At 69.9% G+C, this 15,755-nt stretch carries 14 protein-coding genes; 10 read left to right on the plus strand and 4 right to left on the minus strand.

The window, feature by feature from the left end:
* Window positions 1-67: 67 nt before the first annotated feature.
* The 4 genes from KUG41_RS06160 (at window position 68) to KUG41_RS06175 (ending at window position 3,484) form a co-directional block, all read left to right on the plus strand.
* Entirely contained in the window at window positions 68-841 is a 774-nt protein-coding gene (locus KUG41_RS06160) for a hypothetical protein (protein ID WP_216902199.1), read from the plus strand.
* Window positions 842-844: 3 nt separating this feature from the next.
* Window positions 845-1,570 carry a response regulator gene (locus KUG41_RS06165; protein WP_216902201.1) on the plus strand — a complete coding sequence of 242 codons (726 nt, stop codon included), beginning with the start codon at window positions 845-847 and terminating at the stop codon, window positions 1,568-1,570.
* Window positions 1,548-2,957 (plus strand): HAMP domain-containing sensor histidine kinase, encoded by a 1,410-nt coding sequence (locus tag KUG41_RS06170; protein ID WP_216902203.1) that lies wholly within the window; start codon window positions 1,548-1,550, stop codon window positions 2,955-2,957. Before KUG41_RS06165 ends, KUG41_RS06170 begins: the two co-directional genes overlap by 23 nt.
* Before the next feature lie 119 nt (window positions 2,958-3,076).
* Window positions 3,077-3,484 (plus strand): hypothetical protein, encoded by a 408-nt coding sequence (locus KUG41_RS06175; RefSeq protein ID WP_216902205.1) that lies wholly within the window; start codon window positions 3,077-3,079, stop codon window positions 3,482-3,484.
* Between the two features lie 29 nt (window positions 3,485-3,513).
* Here KUG41_RS06175 and pgk read toward each other — a convergent pair whose 3' ends face one another.
* Window positions 3,514-4,719: a phosphoglycerate kinase gene (gene pgk, locus KUG41_RS06180; RefSeq protein WP_216902207.1), complete on the minus strand. Its 1,206-nt coding sequence runs from the start codon at window positions 4,717-4,719 to the stop codon at window positions 3,514-3,516.
* A 140-nt stretch (window positions 4,720-4,859) separates the two neighbouring features.
* On the opposite strand from pgk, the gene KUG41_RS06185 reads away from it, so the two are divergent.
* From KUG41_RS06185 to KUG41_RS06195, 3 genes are read left to right on the plus strand one after another with little or no spacing between them, the layout of a single operon-like run.
* A complete protein-coding gene (locus KUG41_RS06185) occupies window positions 4,860-5,243 on the plus strand; it encodes a universal stress protein (RefSeq protein ID WP_216902209.1) in 384 nt (127 codons plus the stop codon).
* Window positions 5,243-6,160 (plus strand): ribosome biogenesis GTPase YlqF, encoded by a 918-nt coding sequence (gene ylqF / locus KUG41_RS06190; protein ID WP_216902210.1) that lies wholly within the window; start codon window positions 5,243-5,245, stop codon window positions 6,158-6,160. Before KUG41_RS06185 ends, ylqF begins: the two co-directional genes overlap by 1 nt.
* Window positions 6,160-7,164, plus strand: coding sequence for an RluA family pseudouridine synthase (locus KUG41_RS06195; protein WP_216902212.1), 1,005 nt, complete (start codon window positions 6,160-6,162; stop codon window positions 7,162-7,164). The genes ylqF and KUG41_RS06195 overlap by 1 nt, the downstream gene beginning before the upstream one ends.
* On the opposite strand, the gene nikE is transcribed toward KUG41_RS06195, so the two are convergent.
* Window positions 7,115-8,725, minus strand: coding sequence for an ABC transporter ATP-binding protein (gene nikE, locus KUG41_RS06200; protein ID WP_216902214.1), 1,611 nt, complete (start codon window positions 8,723-8,725; stop codon window positions 7,115-7,117). The genes KUG41_RS06195 and nikE overlap by 50 nt on opposite strands.
* A gap of 190 nt (window positions 8,726-8,915) precedes the next feature.
* Between nikE and KUG41_RS06205 the strand changes: the two genes are divergently transcribed.
* Window positions 8,916-11,198, plus strand: a complete 2,283-nt coding sequence (locus tag KUG41_RS06205) for a bifunctional (p)ppGpp synthetase/guanosine-3',5'-bis(diphosphate) 3'-pyrophosphohydrolase (RefSeq protein WP_254216897.1) — start codon at window positions 8,916-8,918, stop codon at window positions 11,196-11,198.
* Window positions 11,199-11,529: 331 nt separating this feature from the next.
* On the opposite strand, the gene KUG41_RS06210 is transcribed toward KUG41_RS06205, so the two are convergent.
* Window positions 11,530-12,342: a class I SAM-dependent methyltransferase gene (locus KUG41_RS06210; protein WP_216902218.1), complete on the minus strand. Its 813-nt coding sequence runs from the start codon at window positions 12,340-12,342 to the stop codon at window positions 11,530-11,532.
* A gap of 189 nt (window positions 12,343-12,531) precedes the next feature.
* On the opposite strand from KUG41_RS06210, the gene KUG41_RS06215 reads away from it, so the two are divergent.
* The gene (locus tag KUG41_RS06215) at window positions 12,532-14,088 is read left to right on the plus strand and encodes a YdiU family protein (protein ID WP_216902220.1); all 1,557 of its coding nucleotides are present in this window, start codon (window positions 12,532-12,534) and stop codon (window positions 14,086-14,088) included.
* Window positions 14,089-14,201: 113 nt separating this feature from the next.
* The gene (locus KUG41_RS06220; protein WP_216902222.1) at window positions 14,202-14,390 is read left to right on the plus strand and encodes a hypothetical protein; all 189 of its coding nucleotides are present in this window, start codon (window positions 14,202-14,204) and stop codon (window positions 14,388-14,390) included.
* A 19-nt stretch (window positions 14,391-14,409) separates the two neighbouring features.
* On the opposite strand, the gene KUG41_RS06225 is transcribed toward KUG41_RS06220, so the two are convergent.
* A partial coding sequence (locus KUG41_RS06225) for a hypothetical protein (protein WP_216902224.1) occupies window positions 14,410-15,755 on the minus strand: 1,346 nt, incomplete at its 5' end.

The following is a 15,755-nucleotide window of genomic DNA, read 5'->3' on the forward strand; positions in this document are numbered from 1 at the left end:
GAACGGGCGCGCCTAACTTAAAAGCCGATTCCGGTCCGCTCACCGCCGCCCCGGTTCCCCCCTCTCGATGGCCTCGCCCCGCCCGCTGCCCACTCCCTCCCCGTCCGTCCTGCTCGGCGCACTCCTGGCCACTGCGGTCGGGGCCGTCGGTGTGCCCGCCCTGGCGGCCGCCCCCAGCCCTGCCCAGCTGCAGGCCCTGGAGAGCGCCCTCAACAGCAGCTCCGAGAACGCCCTGGCCGGTCTGCTGCAGGCCGGTCCCGGACTGGATCCAGGCCTGATGGAGAGCCGCCGCCGGCTGCTGCGGCAGCAGTTCCCGGATGCCCGCTGGCAGCTGAGCGCCGGAGCGCCCCTGCGTGACGGCCAGCCCACGGTCACCCTCAAGGTGGATGGAACCCGCCGCCAGGGGGGAACCACCTACCGGCTGGAGGCGGAACAGCAGCTGGCGCTCCAGAGCGACGGCAGCCGCATCAACGGTCAGACGGTGCTGCGCGAGCGATCTCTGCTGCGCAGTGGTGACAAGCCCTTGCCGGTGAGCCTGCTGATCCCCGATGCCGTCCTCACCGGCCAGCGCTACGACGTGGACGTGATCTTCGACGAGCCCCTCGACGGTGCCCTTGCCGCCGGTGGCATCACGGCCATCACCCCCCAGCAGCAGGCCGTCATGGCCAGTCCGAGCATGGAACTGGGCGCCCTGGGTGGCGGGGGCATCTTCAAGACGGTGCAGGCTCCCTTCACCCCCGGCTCCCAGACCTGGTCTGTGCTGCTGGTCCATCCCGACGGCATTGTCAGCGCCACCAAACGGGTGCGGGTCGTGGCCGATCGCAAGTCGCTCGAACCCTGACCCATGGGCCGACCGCATCGGATCTGGGTGGTGGACGACGATCCCGATCTGCGCCATCTGCTGTCCACCTATCTGGGGGAGCAGGGCTACGAGGTCCGTTGCATGGGGGACGGCGCCCAGATGATGGCTCGCCTCGAAGGTCAGCGTCCCGACCTGCTGGTGCTCGATCTGATGCTCCCCGGCGATGACGGCCTCACCCTCCTGCGGCGCCTGCGGGATGGGGATGACGACCTGCCGGTGCTGATGCTCACGGCCAGGGCCGATGCGGTGGATCGGATCATCGGCCTGGAACAGGGCGCCGACGATTACCTCGCCAAACCCTTTCTGCCGCGCGAGTTGTCGGCCCGCATCGAGGCGGTGCTGCGTCGCCGGGGCAGCCTGCCAGGCGGCCTGCCCCAGCCGGACGGGGTCAGGGTCGGCTTCGGTGACCTGGAGGTGGATCTGGCGGCCCGCACCCTGGAGCGCCACGGGGAGTTCCTGGCGATCACCAGCGGTGAATTCGCCCTGCTGGCGGCCTTCGTGCAGCACCCCCACCGGCCCCTGTCACGGGAGCGGCTGGTCGAGCTGGCCCGGGGGCCCGGCAGCGACACGGACAGCCGCAGCATGGATGTGCAGGTGTCGCGGCTGCGGCGGCTGATCGAACCTGAACCGGCCCGCCCCCGCTACGTCCAGACCGTCTGGGGTTACGGCTACGTGTTCGTCCCCGATGGCAAGCCCCGTCAGTCCTGATCGCTCCCCCTGGCGGCCTTCGCTCACCCGCATCCTCGGCTACCTGCTGGTGGGTACCGGTGCGGCTGCCCTCACGCTCGTGATGCTGCAGCTGCTGGTGGGGCGGCGGCTGGCCCAGCAGCAGCTGATCCAGAAGGGTTCGGAAGTGGCCTCGAATCTGTTGCTGGGGGAGGTGGCCCTGGAGCGCTTCAGCCCCAAAGTGCTCAGTCAGATCAGCGGCATGCTCCTGGTGGTGGGCACCGAGCCCGAGCCGAAGGCGACCCTGGCCGAGGTCCGCCGGGCGGACCAGAGGCTGCGCTGGCAGGCGCAGCGACTGCAGCGGGAACTGTGCCGCCGGCTGGGCCGTTGCCCCGCCGTGCGGCCGGCCCTCTCCCCCCGGCGGGGGGTGTGGGTGGAGATGGCCTCCCCCCTGGAGGCGGTGTGGCTGTTCTCCTCCCTGCCTTCGCCCCAGGGCTGGCCACCCGATCCGTTCCTGCTCTCCCTCTCCCTCGGTCTGGGGGGCCTGGGAGCGGTGCTGCTTTATCTGACGCTGGAGATCCAGCGACCCCTGCTGCGGCTGCAGGAGGCCCTCGCGGACGTGGGGGTGGAGGCCCTGCCCGAGGCCCTGCCGTCCAGGGGAGCGCCGGCCGTGCGCCAGCTGACGGCCCGTTTCAACGCCATGCTGAGGCGGCTGGAGGAGTCCGGCCGGGAGCGCACCACGATGCTGGCCGGCATCGCCCACGACCTGCGCAGTCCCCTCACCCGACTCCGGCTGCGACTGGCCCTCGCCGCCGAGGGCCCCATGGCCCCGGTGGAGCAGGAGCGGGCCCAGGCCGACATCCGCTCGATCGAACGGATCACCCGTCAGTTCCTGATCTTCGCCGGGGCCGAAGCCGGCGAGGCTCCTGTGCTGGTGCCCCTCGATGCCCTGGTGGCGGAGGCGGCGGCAGCGGTGGGAGATGTGCCCCTGGAGCTGGATCTGGAACCGCTGGTGCGGCGGGTCCGCCCCATCGGACTGGCGCGGGCGGTGGGCAATCTGCTCGACAACGCCCTGGCCTACGGCCAGCCTCCCCTGCGGGTGGTGCTCAGGTCCCTGGCAGCGGGGGAAGGGACGGGGCGATCCGCCGGCGGCGGCGGCTCCGTGGAAAGCGGCTTCGAAATCCAGGTCTGGGACTGTGGTGGCGGCATCGATCCGGAACGGTGGCAGAAGGCCATGGCGCCCTTCCAGCGGCTCGATCAGGCCAGAGGTGGTGAGGGCCACTGCGGCCTGGGCCTGGCGATCGCCGCCAAGGTGGCCCGGGACCACGGTGGTGACCTGCGGCCCCTGGCGGCGTCGGGAGGCGTCGCGGATCCGGCGGTGGGACGCTTCGCGGTGGCGCTGCGGGGCTGGCCCCTGCCGGCCCCCTGAGGTCCGACAGCATCTGCGTGACCTGGACAGTCGTATCCGGTCACAGGTCGCCGGTGGCCAGTCCGAATCCCGTCACACCTGACCGTCACGATGACGATGTTTATGAATGTGTCTCCCCCATGAATTGCGTCCGTCGTCTCTCCCTCCCGATCGCCGTCCTGGCTCTGGCTCTGGGGTCCTCCGGTGCCGCCCTGGCCCAGGCGGGGTCTTCCGGGCCGGGCCGGCCCACCGCCGCCCAGATGCAGAAGATCTTCCCCGATCAGAAGCGTCTGGCCATCAGCGACCACCAGGCCCGGATCGCCATCCTCCAGAACGGCGAGCGCTGCCTTTCGTCCGCCGGCAGCAGTGAAGCCCTTCGCAACTGCATGAAGCAGGAACGCGACGCCTACCAGCGGCAGCGCCAGCAGCATCGCGCCGCGATGAAGGCCGTGTTTGAGCGCAACGGCATCCCCCTGCCCCAGTGGAGCAAGGGGGATCGCAAGGGCCAATGGGGTGAGCGGTCCCAGGGCGAAGCCGGCTCCATCTGAAGCCGGTTCCATCCGGTCATGACTGCCGCTCAGGCCTCGTCGAGGGCGGCCACGCCAGGCAGCACCTTGCCTTCCAGCAGCTCCAGGCTGGCGCCGCCGCCGGTGGAGATGTGGCTCATCTGCTCGGCCACGCCCACCTTCTCCACCGCCGCCACCGAGTCTCCGCCGCCGATGATCGTGCAGCAGCCCTTGGCGCTCAGGTCGGCCAGGGTGTGGGCGATGGCGTTGGTGCCGGCGGCGAAGGCGTCGAACTCGAACACGCCCATGGGGCCGTTCCAGATCACGGTCTTGCAGTCGGCCAGCGCGGCCTGGAAGGTCTTCACCGAATCGGGGCCGATGTCGAGGCCCATCCAGCCGTCGGGGATGGCCTCGATCGCCACGGTCTGGCTGGCGGCGTCGGGGGCGAAGTTGTCGGCCAGCACCACATCGGTGGGCAGCAGCAGCTGCACGCCCTTGGCGGCCGCCTTGGCTTCGAGTTCCTTCGCCAGTTCCAGCTTGTCCTCCTCCACCAGGCTCTTGCCCACCGCCAGGCCCCGGGCCTTGTAGAAGGTGAAGATCATGCCGCCGCCGATCAGCACCTTGTCGCACTTGTCGATCAGCGACTCCAGCACGCCGATCTTGCTGCTCACCTTGGATCCGCCCACGATGGCGGCCAGGGGGCGCTTGGGCTCATCGATGGCGCCCTGCAGGTACTGCAGTTCCTTCTCCATCAGAAAGCCGGCCACGCTGGGATTCAGGTAGGCCGTGACGCCCTGGGTGGAGGCATGGGCCCGGTGGGCGGCGCCGAAGGCATCGTTGACGTAGACATCGGCCAGGGCGGCCAGTTTTTCGGCGAAGCCGGCGTCGTTCTTCTCCTCTTCAGCGAAGAAGCGCACGTTCTCCAGCAGCACCACGTCGCCGTCGGCCATGGCCGCCACCTTGGCTTCGGCGTCGGGGCCGATGCAGCTGTCGGTCTTGACCACCGGCTTGCCGAGCAGCTCGCCGAGCCGGGCCGCCACCGGGGTGAGCCGCATGGCCTCGTTCACCTGGCCCTTGGGCCGGCCGAAGTGGGCCGCCAGCAGCACCCGGGCCCCGTGGTCGACCAGATGGCGCACGGTCGGCAGGGCGGCCCGGATGCGGGTGTCGTCGGTGATGCCGCCGGCGTCATCGAGGGGAACGTTGAAGTCGACCCTGACCAGCACCCGCTTGCCGCGGAGATCGTCGGCGCTGAGGCTGGAGAGGGATCGCTTCGCCATGGATACGGTTAAGGAAAGGCGGGGGGACCTTAGCCTCCGGCCCCTCCTGCCCCGCGTGTGGGGCGATTCGGTTCTTCCCACCCCCCGCCCCTGGCGACCGCGGCGGTCAGCGCTAGGACAAGTGAGCTGGTTAACCCCCCATGTTCGACACCGTCCTCTTTCCCATCGATCAGAGCCGTCAGACGATGGATACGGCGGCCGTCGCCCTGCAGCTGGCCCAGCGCCACGGCAGCCGGGTGGTGCTGCTGTCGGTGGTGGAGGCGGAGGAGGGCGTGATGCACGATCCGGCCGAGGTGGCCCGCCTGCTGGAGCAGGCCCGGGCCAGCTTCAGCCAGGCCGGCGTGAGCTGTGAGGTGATCGAGCGGGAGGGGAAGCCGGCCTTCGTGATCGGCGACGTGGCTGATGAGATCAATGCCGATGTGATCGTCATGGGCACCCGCGGCATCACCCTCGACGGGGACCAGCAGAGCACCGCCGCCCGGGTGCTGCAGCTGGCGCCCTGTCCGGTGCTGGTGGTGCCCTGATGCCGGATCACGGCGATCCGGTCCGGCTCAGCACGGCCGCCCCACCGATTCAGTGGTATCCCGGCCACATCGCCAAGGCGGAGAAGGCCCTCAGCGCCAACCTGGAGAAGGTGGATCTGGTGATCGAGGTGCGGGACGCCCGCATCCCTCTGGCCACCAGCCACCCGCGGCTGCAACGCTGGATCCGGGGCAAGCAGCATCTGCTGGTGATCAACCGCCGCGACATGGTGAGCCCCGAGGCGCGCCTGGCCTGGGATGGCTGGTTCCGCCGGCGGGGTCAGGTGCCCTGGTGGTGCGACGCCAAGGTGGGCACCGGCGTCAAGCAGCTGCAGCAGGCGGCGATCCGGGCCGGGGAACAGCTCAACGCCCGCCGGGCCGGCCGCGGCATGCGGCCCCGGCCGGTGCGGGCCCTGATGCTGGGCTTCCCCAACGTGGGCAAGTCAGCCCTGATCAACCGCCTGGTGCGCCAGAAGGTGGTGGAGAGCGCCCGCCGCGCCGGCGTCACCCGCAGCCTGCGCTGGGTGCGGCTGGGCCAGGATCTGGACCTGCTCGATGCCCCCGGGGTGCTGCCGCCCCGGCTCGACGATCAGCTGGCCGGGCTGCGGCTTGCCCTCTGCGACGACATCGGCCAGGCCGCCTACGACGGTGAGGCGGTGGCCCAGGCCTTCCTGCAGCTGCTGAGCCAGCTCGAGCCGGTGGCGGGTGCCGGCGTGGCCCCGGGGCTGCTGGAGAAGCGCTACGGCGTGGCGATGGCCCCCGGGCGGCCGGATGCCGCCGCCTGGCTGGCGGCCAGCGCCGCCCGCCACACCAGCGGCGACACGGCCCGCATGGCCCAGCGGCTGCTGGACGATTTCCGCCGCTCCCTGCTGGGGCCGATCTCCCTGGAACTGCCCCTCCAGGAGCCGCCTCCCGACTGATGGGCGCGTTCGGCGAGGGAGACGGTGAGCTGCTCACCCTGCGGTACCCCCGGCCGCTGCCCATGCGGCTCGACCGCTGGCTGGTGTCCCAGCGGCCCGAACAGAGCCGGGCCCGCATCCAGAAATTCATCGATGCCGGCTACGTGCGGGTCAACGGCGTCACCGGCCGGGCCAAGACCCCCCTGCGCACCGACGACACCGTGGAGCTGTGGATGCCACCGCCCGAGCCCCTGCCCTACCTGGTGGCCCAGCCCATGGTGCTGGACGTGCTCTACGAGGACGCCCACCTGATCGTGCTCAACAAGCCCGCCGGTCTGACGGTCCATCCGGCCCCAGGCAACAGGGACGGCACCCTGGTGAACGGCCTGCTGCACCACTGCCCCGACCTGCCCGGCATCGGCGGCGAGATGCGGCCGGGAATCGTGCACAGGCTCGACAAGGACACCACCGGCTGCATCGTGGTGGCCAAGAGCCAGGAGGCCCTGGTGAAGCTGCAGGTGCAGATCCAGAAGCGCATCGCCTCACGGGAGTACCTGGCGGTGGTGCATGGCCGGCCTGCGGCGGAGAGCGGCACGATCGTGGGGGCCATCGGTCGCCATCCGCTCGATCGCAAGAAGTACGCCGTCGTCGCCGATGCCTCCGGCCGCCATGCCTGCACCCACTGGCGCCTGATCGAAGCCCTCGGTGACTACAGCCTGCTGCGCTTCCGGCTGGACACGGGCCGCACCCACCAGATCCGCGTCCACTGCGCCCACATGGGCCATCCGATCGTGGGCGACGCCACCTACGGCCGCTGCCGCCGCCTTCCCGTGGCGCTTCCCGGCCAGGCTCTGCATGCGGTGCAGCTGGGACTGGATCACCCCATCAGCGGCGAGCGGCTGGTGTGCGAGGCCCCCCTGCCGGAGGTGTTCGTGAAGCTGCTCGAGGCCCTGCACCGGCGCTGCGGCCCGGCGGCTAGGGCAGGGCTGGCAGGCGCGGACACGCCTCCACCAGGGTGCGGGTGATCGCTGCCTGGGGGTGGGCCAGCAGATCCGCGCCGGCCCCCTGCTCCACCACCCTGCCGCCGTCCAGCACGATCACCCGATGGCAGAAACCGCCGGCCACGGCCAGGTCGTGGGTGATGAACAGCATCCCAAGGCCCAGTTCTCGTTGCAGTCGCCGCAGCAGGGCGAGCACCTCGGCCTGGACTTCGGCATCCAGCATGCTGACGCTCTCGTCGCAGAGCAGCACCTGGGGCTTCAGGATCAGGGCCCGGGCGATCGCCACCCGCTGCTGCTGGCCGCCGGAAAGCTGCCGCGGCAGCCGGTCCTCGAACCCTTCGGGCGGATCCAGCCCCACCAGTGCCAGCTGGCGGCGGGCCAGGCGGCGGGCGTCCTGGCGGGAGGCCAGCCCATGGATCAGCAGCGGATCAGCCACCGCTTCCCCCACCGTCATCTGGGGGTTGAGGCAGGCCAGGGGATCCTGAAACACCATCTGCAGGCGACGCCGGGCCCGCCGCAGGGGCCGGCCGCGCAGCTGACGCAGGTCGACGCCCTGAAGCCGCACCGCGCCGCCCCGCACGGGCGCCAGACCCATCAGGGCCCGGCAGAGGCTGCTCTTGCCGCAGCCTGAGGCCCCCACCACCCCGATGGTCTCCCCCTCATGCAGGGTGAGGCTGACACCATCAACCGCCTTGATCCAGCGGGGCCTCCAGGGCGGCGAGGGCAGCGAATGCCAGCTGCGCAGTTCCTCCACCTCCAGCAGCACCGGGGCTGCGGCGGGGGCTTCGCTGCGGCTCCCCTCCCGTTCGCGGGCGGCGTGCACCAGCCGCCGGGCCAGGGGGGAGGCCGGTGCCGTGAGCAGCTGACGGCTGGGGGCCTCCTCCACCAGCTTCCCCTGGTCGAGCACGGCGATGCGGTCGCACCAGCGCCCGGCCATGGCCAGGTCGTGGCTGATCAGCAGCAGGGCGCTGCCGGCTTCGGTGCAGAGGTCGCTGAGCTGGGCCATCACCTGGCCGGCCACGGCCACGTCCAGGCTGGTGGTGGGCTCGTCGGCGATCACCAGGGGGGGATTGAGGGCCATGGCCAGGGCGATGGCCAGGCGCTGGCGCATGCCGCCGCTGAATTCGTGGGGGAAGCTGCCGTAGCGCTCCGGGGCGATGCCCACCCGCGCCAGCAGCTCCCGGGCCCGCTCGCGGCCGCCGCCGCGGTGGGCGGCCAGGGTGTCGCGCAGGTGCTCGCCAATGGTGAGCAACGGGTTCAGTCGGGTCATGGGGTCCTGGAACACCAGGCCCACCGCCTCGCCCCGCAGCTGCCGCAGGGCTGAGCGCGTCATGCGGCGGGGATCCCGGCCGGCCAGGAGCAGATCCCCGTCGCAGCGGCTGCCGGGGGGCAGCAGCTGCAGCACCGCCCGGGCCACGGTGCTCTTGCCGCAGCCCGAGGGACCCACCAGGGCCAGCCGTTCGCCACCGGAGAGGCTGAGATCGAGGCCGTCCAGGGTGGGGTGCTCGCTGCCGGGGTACCGGACCAGCAATCCGCCGATCTGCAGCACCGGCGGCTGGGGGATGGACGGGGCGGGCAGGGCCATGGACGACGCCGGCGGCGCCCAGTCTGGATGGCCGTACGCGCATATCCCCGGCTTCGTGACGATTGCCCCATACCATGGGTGAACCCCGAAGGGTGTGATGCTGAGAGCGGTGCCGGATCAAGGTTCCTCTCCGGTGGCCTACGCCCCGGTTCCATCCCCTGCTGCAGCCGGCCCCGTGGATGCAGCCGCGATGCGGCCGTCCCGATCCTGTCCCTCGGTCGCCGGCGCCCCGTCTCCGGAAACGGCGGACCAGGCCTACGGCGTTTCCCTGCCCCCCTGGTTGCGCCAGAGCCTTCAGCACCTGCCGCCGGTCGGCCAGGGAGCGCCCTCCGGCGACCCCGAGGCGCTGATCGCCGCCGCCTTCGACTTCGCCTACCAGCTCCACGACGGCCAGTTCCGGGCCAGCGGCGAGCCCTACATCGTCCACCCGATCGCCGTCGCCGGTCTGCTGCGCGACATCGGCGCCAGCCCGGCGGTGATCGCCGCCGGTTTCCTCCACGACGTGGTGGAGGACACCCAGGTCACCCCGGAGGAGATCGAGGCCCGCTTCGGCGAGGAGGTCCGCGCCCTGGTGGAGGGGGTCACCAAGCTGGGCGGCATCCATTTCACCAACCGCACCGAAGCCCAGGCCGAAAACCTGCGCCGCATGTTCCTGGCCATGGCCAGCGACATCCGCGTGGTGCTGGTCAAGTTGGCCGACCGGCTGCACAACATGCGCACCCTCTCGGCCCTCAAGCCAGAGAAGCAACAGCGCATCGCCCGCGAAACCCGCGACATCTACGCCCCCCTGGCCAACCGCCTGGGCATCGGCCGCTTCAAGTGGGAACTGGAGGATCTGGCCTTCAAGGTGCTGGAGCCCGAGTCCTTCCGGGATGTGCAGCAGCAGGTGGCCTCCAAGCGCAGCGAGCGGGAGGAGCGGCTCGGCGCCACGGTGCAGCTGCTGCGCGATCGGCTGGCGGCGGTGGGGCTGGCCGACTGCGAGGTGAGCGGCAGGCCCAAGCACCTGTACGGCATCTGGAGCAAGATGCAGCGCCAGCAGAAGGCCTTCCACGAGATCTATGACGTGGCGGCCCTGCGGATCCTCTGCCCGAGCGTGGAGAGCTGCTACCGGGCCCTGGCGGTGGTGCACGACACCTTCCGGCCGATCCCCGGCCGCTTCAAGGACTACATCGGCCTGCCCAAGCCCAACGGCTACCAGTCGCTGCACACCGCCGTGATCGGCCGCCACCGGCCGATCGAGGTGCAGATCCGCACCACCGACATGCACCAGGTGGCCGAGTACGGCATCGCCGCCCACTGGAAGTACAAGGAGGGGGGCTCCCCCGCCGCCGGCGAGACGGAGCGCTTCAACTGGCTGCGGCAGCTGGTCGACTGGCAGAAGGACGACGGCGGCGAGGACAGCAGCGACTTCCTGGCCTCGATCAAGGAGGACCTCTTCGACGAGGAGGTGTTCGTGTTCACCCCCAACGGCGATGTGGTGGGGCTGCGCAAGGGGTCCACGGCGGTGGATTTCGCCTTCCGCATCCATTCCGAGGTGGGCAACCACTGCCAGGGCGTGCGCATCAACGACCGCCTCTGTCCCCTGGCCACCCCGCTCAAGAACGGCGACTTCGTGCAGGTGATCACCGCCAAGAACGCCCACCCGAGCCTCGACTGGCTCAACTTCGTGGCCACCCCCACGGCCCGCAACCGCATCCGCGGCTGGTACAAGCGCAGCCACCGCGACGACAACATCCAGCGGGGCACCGAGATGCTGGAGCGGGAGCTGGGCCGCGAGGGCTTCGACGCCCTGCTCAACGGCGAGGCCATCGCCCGGGTGGCCCGGCGCTGCAATCTGGTGGGCACCGAGGATCTGCTGGCCGCCCTGGGTTTCGGCGGCGTCACCCTGCAGCAGGTGCTCAACCGTCTGCGGGAGGAGGTGCGCCTCAGCACCGAAGCTGCCACCCCCGCCCGGACCAACGAGGAGGTGGCCGCCAGCGTGGCGGCGTCCCAGCCCCGTCACGCTCCGGCCGTGCACCCCTCCGACAGCCCGATCCTGGGGCTGGAGGGCCTGGAATACCGGCTGGGTGGCTGCTGCAGCCCCCTGCCCGGCGAGGGGATCGTGGGCACCGTGGCCCTGGGCAACCACGGCATCACGATTCACCGCCAGGACTGCTCCAACGTGGCTCAGGTGCCGGCCGAACGGCGTCTGCCGGTGCGCTGGAATCCCCTTGGCGAAGCCCACCAGCGCCGCTACCCGGTGCGGCTGCGCATCGAGGTGCTGGATCGGGTGGGAGTGCTCAAGGACATCCTGATGCGCCTCTCCGACCACCGCATCAACGTCAGCGACGCCCGGGTGCGCACCAGCGCCGGCAAGCCGGCCCGCATCGATCTGCGGGTGGAGCTGCTGAGCGCGGCCCAGCTGCGCACCACCATGGATCAGATCCGCTCCATGGCCGATGTGCTGGATCTCTGCCGCACCGGCATCGGCTGAATGGCCGCTTCACGACCATCCAGGCAGAGGGGACGATCAGTCTCTTTTCATTGATTTGATTCCGGGTCTTGTTGACCCTTGGCCCTGACCTTCCGCCACTGAGTGGTGGCGTTGCTCCACAAACCCGTCGGGAAAGGCTCCCCAGGGGACAGATCATTCGCGACACCTGGACCGGTCTGTTGCAGGAATTTGGTGCCCCCACATCAAAGCAAGCCCCAGACCTGCCGTCGCTGATGAAGCAGGCAGACATCAGGTGGTCGTCTTCTCCTGCTCGCTTGCCATCGGGCGAACACGACGCGCCGCGCGGGTCACCACAGCTCAGGACGTCTGCTCAGCCCTGAGCCTGCTGCCCGGAGCGGATGGGTACGAATCCCCTGATCGCATTGGCCCGGGCGGAACAGATGATCCGGCCGTCGGCATCGGTCGGCAGGCGCTGCTTCAGGCGCACCCGGAGTTCCGCAAGGGCCCCGGACTCGAGGGTCGCCAGCGTGGCGTTGACACTTGGCCCCACCCGTACGGTTTGCCAGTAGTCGTCGAAATCGGTGAATGTCCTTTCCACCGTGATGGCCAGGGTGTCCAGTCTCTCCAGATCGGCACCCCTCCAGAGCGCCAGCAGGGAATCGATCTGGGCCGCGCCGGGGCTGGGAGGCATCCCGATGGTGGCCCCGAGGGCCTGCAGTTCCTCCCGCAGGGCCTGGTAAGGAAATCCACCGCCTGCCAGGTCCCACCCATAGGCCGCCACGAGGCCACCGGGGCAGACCACCCGGGCCATTTCCGCCACACCCCTGGCCGGCTGGGGGACGAAGAAGATCACCAGCGGCATGACAGCGGCGTCGAAGCTGTCGTCGCCGAAGGGAAGGGCCATGGCATCGCCTTTGGCCACCACCGCTTCGCCCAGCCCGGATCGACGACGCGCGAACGCCAGCTGCTCCTCGGAGGGGTCGACCCCATGAAGAGCGCTCGGGTGGCACCGGGCGGCGAGTGTTGCGGTGAAGGCACCATTGCCGCAGCCCACATCCAGCCAGCGCCACCCTGATGGTGGGGCCAGCCAGTCGAGGAACCGCTCACCGACCCGTTGGCTCCATCTCCCCATGTACCGCTCGTAACCCGTGCCATCGACGAAACGGATCTGATGGTCGGTCATGGAGATCAGGCTTCGGCGCTCATGGTTCTCATCTCTGATATCTCAAGTGATATCTCAAGCACCGGGTTCCAGCCGCCCCCGCACGGCAGCCGACGCCTCAGGGAGACAGGCCGCAGGGCCTGATCCAGGCTAGAGCCACCCCTGGTGAGCAACGTTCCCGTCCCCCGCCAGGCCCCCCGAACCCTGTCCATGACCGGCAGTCCCGCCATCCCCGAGCCTTCGCCCCCGCCTCCCTCGCCGGTGGCGGGGAGGGAGGCGGATGGGCCCCAGCGCCCCAATCCCCTGCTGGGCCTGCCCTTCGAACCGTCCATTGAGGGTCTCGGTCCCGACCACTGGGACGTGGTGGAGGCGGCCCCGTTCCCGATGACGCGGTTGCGCTTCCGCAACAATCCCCTGCTGCGCCAGCTGGGGATCGATCCGGCCACCGTCAGCGACGCCGATCTCGAGGCCGCCTACGGCCGCTTCGAGGGGCGTGCGCCGTTGCTGGCCCTGAGATACCACGGCTATCAGTTCGGCGTCTACAACCCCCTGCTGGGCGATGGCCGCGGCTTCCTCTACGGCCAGCTGCGCGATCGCCACGGCCAGCTGCAGGACCTGGGCACCAAAGGCTCCGGCATCACCCCCTGGAGCCGGGGCGGCGACGGCCGTCTCACCCTCAAGGGGGGTGTGCGGGAGGTGATCGCCAGCGAGGCGTTGCAGCGCCTGGGCGTCACCACCAGCCGCACCCTCTCGCTGATCGAAACCGGCGAGGAGCTCTGGCGCGGTGATGAGCCCTCCCCCACCCGCAGCTCGGTGATGGTGCGGATGGCCCGCACCCATCTGCGCTTCGGCACCTGCGAGCGGCTGCTGCACCTGCGCCGGCCGGCCCAGCTGGAGCGGCTGCTGCGCCATGTCGTCGCCGTGCACTATCCGCACCTGGCGCTCGCCCATCCTGCCGATGGGCCCGGCGGCTGCGAGCCCCAGCTGCTGGCCTTCTACGGCGAGCTGGTGGAGCGGGTGGCGCGGCTGGCGGCGGAGTGGATGGCGGCCGGCTTCACCCATGGGGTGCTCAACACCGACAACATGTCCCTGGCCGGGGAGAGCTTCGACTACGGCCCCTTCGCCTTCCTCGAGACCTGGGATCCGGGTTTCACCGCCGCCTACTTCGACCACAGCGGCCTCTACGCCTATGGCCGCCAGCCCCTGGTCTGTCAGCACAACCTGCGGCTCCTGCAGGAGCCCCTGGCCATGCTGCTGCCGCGGGGGCCCCTGGCGGCGGCGCTGGAGCGATTCGGGGCCGTGTATGACGCCCACTACCGCCGCCGGATGGCCCGCCGGCTGGGGCTTGATGGGGTCCCGATTTCTGCCGGCCCTGGGGCGGAGCTGCCGGATCCGGTGCCGCCCACCCTGCGGCTGCTGGCCGCATGGCCCGTGGCCTATGGCCGCTTCTTCGCCGCCCTGGCCGAACGCATCCGGCTGGGGGGACCGCCTGCCACGGCAGAAGACCTGGAACCCTTCGTGGCGGAAGCGCCGGCGCCGCCCCGGGCCGAATGGCTGGTCTGGCGTGATGCCTGGTGGGCCTGGAGCCATGCCGTCGGGGCCGGCCCCACCCTCGCCGCCGCCCTGGTCCGCTGGAACCTGCCCGAACCCCCGATCCGGCCGCTGATCGAAGGGCTCTGGACCGCCATCGACGAGCGGGACGACTGGACGCCCCTGCACAACTGGCTGGCGCTCACGCTGGCGCCGGAGGCCGCGGCAGGGGTCTGAGCCTGTGCGTTGACACCCACCGGAAGGCCGGCCCGTGTCAGGGGCTACAGCCCTGCCCGGCGACGTCTTCTACAACACCTCGAAGCGCAGGCTTTCCCCACCGCAGCGATGCCATGACCTCCGAACAGGCTGCCCAGCTGATCGACAACACCCTCGATCTGGTGCACCAACGCCTGCTGGATCTGGAATCGCAATCCCTGGATCATGAGCACAAGGCCCTGGCGGCTGAATTCCGGGAGTGGCGCCAGCCCGCCGGTGGTCATATCGACCTGATGGTGTTTCCTGGGCTGGCCGAGTCCTGAGCCACGAGCCCTCAATCCTTCAGATCAGACCTGTCGGCCCCGCATGCCAGACCGACAGGGGATCGGTTGTCTCGGTGAACGGCCCGTTGTTGGTGCTGCCGGGGAGCAGCACCATCGATGATGCGGTCTGCAGGTCGTGGGGCGCGACATCAACCAAAGTCCCTGGTGGGTTCTCCATCCACCCCACCGGCGCTGGATCACAGCAGGCACCCGATCCCAGAGCCGATCCGATGATGGGATCCGCCTCGGGGGCCTTGCCTTTCGAGCCAGTCGCCGACGACGCGCTGCTGAACACAAGCTGATCCACATACAGGGTGTTGCCGTCCCGGGAGTTGCTGTTGGAGTTGGTGTCGATCGCTCGCACGAGCACCGTCCCGTTCACTGAGCTCCCCAGGTCATGGGAGAAGAGGCTCTCGGTGCTGTTCGAGACGGTGAAGGCCGTGGTCCATCGCTTGCCGTTGTTGGTGGAGAATTGGATGCTGAAGTTGTCGAGGACCGAATTGGCCGTCCGAAACCCTTCGAACAGCAAAGATCGGGCATCGATCAGGTTGTCGAACGTCCACTGATAGGCATTGAGATCGCTGCCTGTCTGGTTTCTCTTCAGGGCGATGGTTCCTTCGCTGATGGCCATGCGCCGATCGTCGCTGCCGCTGATGTCTGCCAGGGAACCGCTGACGCTGGGAGGTGTGATGTAGTTCTGGGCCAGTTTCAGCGCCCCGGCGCTGGCGATGAACAGCGTCGGGCTGGCCGCCACATCGTTGTCCAGGTTCTGCAGCGCCACAGGAGTGGACTGGATCTGGTCGAAGCCTGGATCGGAGCTGCTCGTGCTCAGGGTGATCGCGTAATTCACGGTGCCGTCGACCGCCCCGTCATCCATCCCCTCGATGGTGACGGTCTGAGGGGTCGCCCAGTCGCCGGCGGTGAATACGAAGCGACTGGTCAGGGGCACGCCCTCCCCCGGGTTGGTGCTGGCCAGGGTGACGATCACGTCCTGCAGTGGGGCGCGGGACAGGCTCAGCTGGAAGCTGGCCCTGCCGCCGCTCTCGCTGGTCGTGAGGATGCCGGTGGATTGGATCACCAGCGTTCCCGGCGGGGGCGTCACCGGGGGGGGCGTCGGCGGGGGCGCGATGATTTCTGTGACCTGCTGAACGGAGCCACTGACCATGTACTGGCCGAGGCTGCCGTAGTCGGTGTAGCCGGTGGGGCTGCTGGCGAAGGGATTGCCGGCGCCGACGCCGTCGATGCCGAGGAAATAGGTGCCGGCATCAAGGTTGATGGAGAAGCTGGCGCTGGTGAGATCGGCGGGGTTGAAGGTCTGGAGGAGGGAGCCGTTGGCGCGATAGAGGCTGGCGGCGATGTCGAGGT

The sequence above is a fragment of the Synechococcus sp. CCY 9618 genome (genome assembly GCF_019038415.1).
Classification (GTDB): Bacteria; Cyanobacteriota; Cyanobacteriia; order PCC-6307; family Cyanobiaceae; genus Cyanobium.

Bases quoted from the DNA above. Each gene is read 5' to 3' on its own strand.
- ylqF (WP_216902210.1), top strand. From the start codon at position 5,243: ATGCCGGATCACGGCGATCCGGTCCGGCTCAGCACGGCCGCCCCACCG.
- KUG41_RS06195 (WP_216902212.1), top strand. From the start codon at position 6,160: ATGGGCGCGTTCGGCGAGGGAGACGGTGAGCTGCTCACCCTGCGGTAC.
- KUG41_RS06170 (WP_216902203.1), top strand. From the start codon at position 1,548: ATGGCAAGCCCCGTCAGTCCTGATCGCTCCCCCTGGCGGCCTTCGCTC.
- KUG41_RS06220 (WP_216902222.1), top strand. From the start codon at position 14,202: ATGACCTCCGAACAGGCTGCCCAGCTGATCGACAACACCCTCGATCTG.
- KUG41_RS06205 (WP_254216897.1), top strand. From the start codon at position 8,916: ATGCGGCCGTCCCGATCCTGTCCCTCGGTCGCCGGCGCCCCGTCTCCG.
- pgk (WP_216902207.1), bottom strand. From the start codon at position 4,719: ATGGCGAAGCGATCCCTCTCCAGCCTCAGCGCCGACGATCTCCGCGGC.
- KUG41_RS06185 (WP_216902209.1), top strand. From the start codon at position 4,860: ATGTTCGACACCGTCCTCTTTCCCATCGATCAGAGCCGTCAGACGATG.
- nikE (WP_216902214.1), bottom strand. From the start codon at position 8,725: ATGGCCCTGCCCGCCCCGTCCATCCCCCAGCCGCCGGTGCTGCAGATC.
- KUG41_RS06210 (WP_216902218.1), bottom strand. From the start codon at position 12,342: ATGACCGACCATCAGATCCGTTTCGTCGATGGCACGGGTTACGAGCGG.
- KUG41_RS06165 (WP_216902201.1), top strand. From the start codon at position 845: ATGGGCCGACCGCATCGGATCTGGGTGGTGGACGACGATCCCGATCTG.
- KUG41_RS06175 (WP_216902205.1), top strand. From the start codon at position 3,077: ATGAATTGCGTCCGTCGTCTCTCCCTCCCGATCGCCGTCCTGGCTCTG.
- KUG41_RS06160 (WP_216902199.1), top strand. From the start codon at position 68: ATGGCCTCGCCCCGCCCGCTGCCCACTCCCTCCCCGTCCGTCCTGCTC.
- KUG41_RS06215 (WP_216902220.1), top strand. From the start codon at position 12,532: ATGACCGGCAGTCCCGCCATCCCCGAGCCTTCGCCCCCGCCTCCCTCG.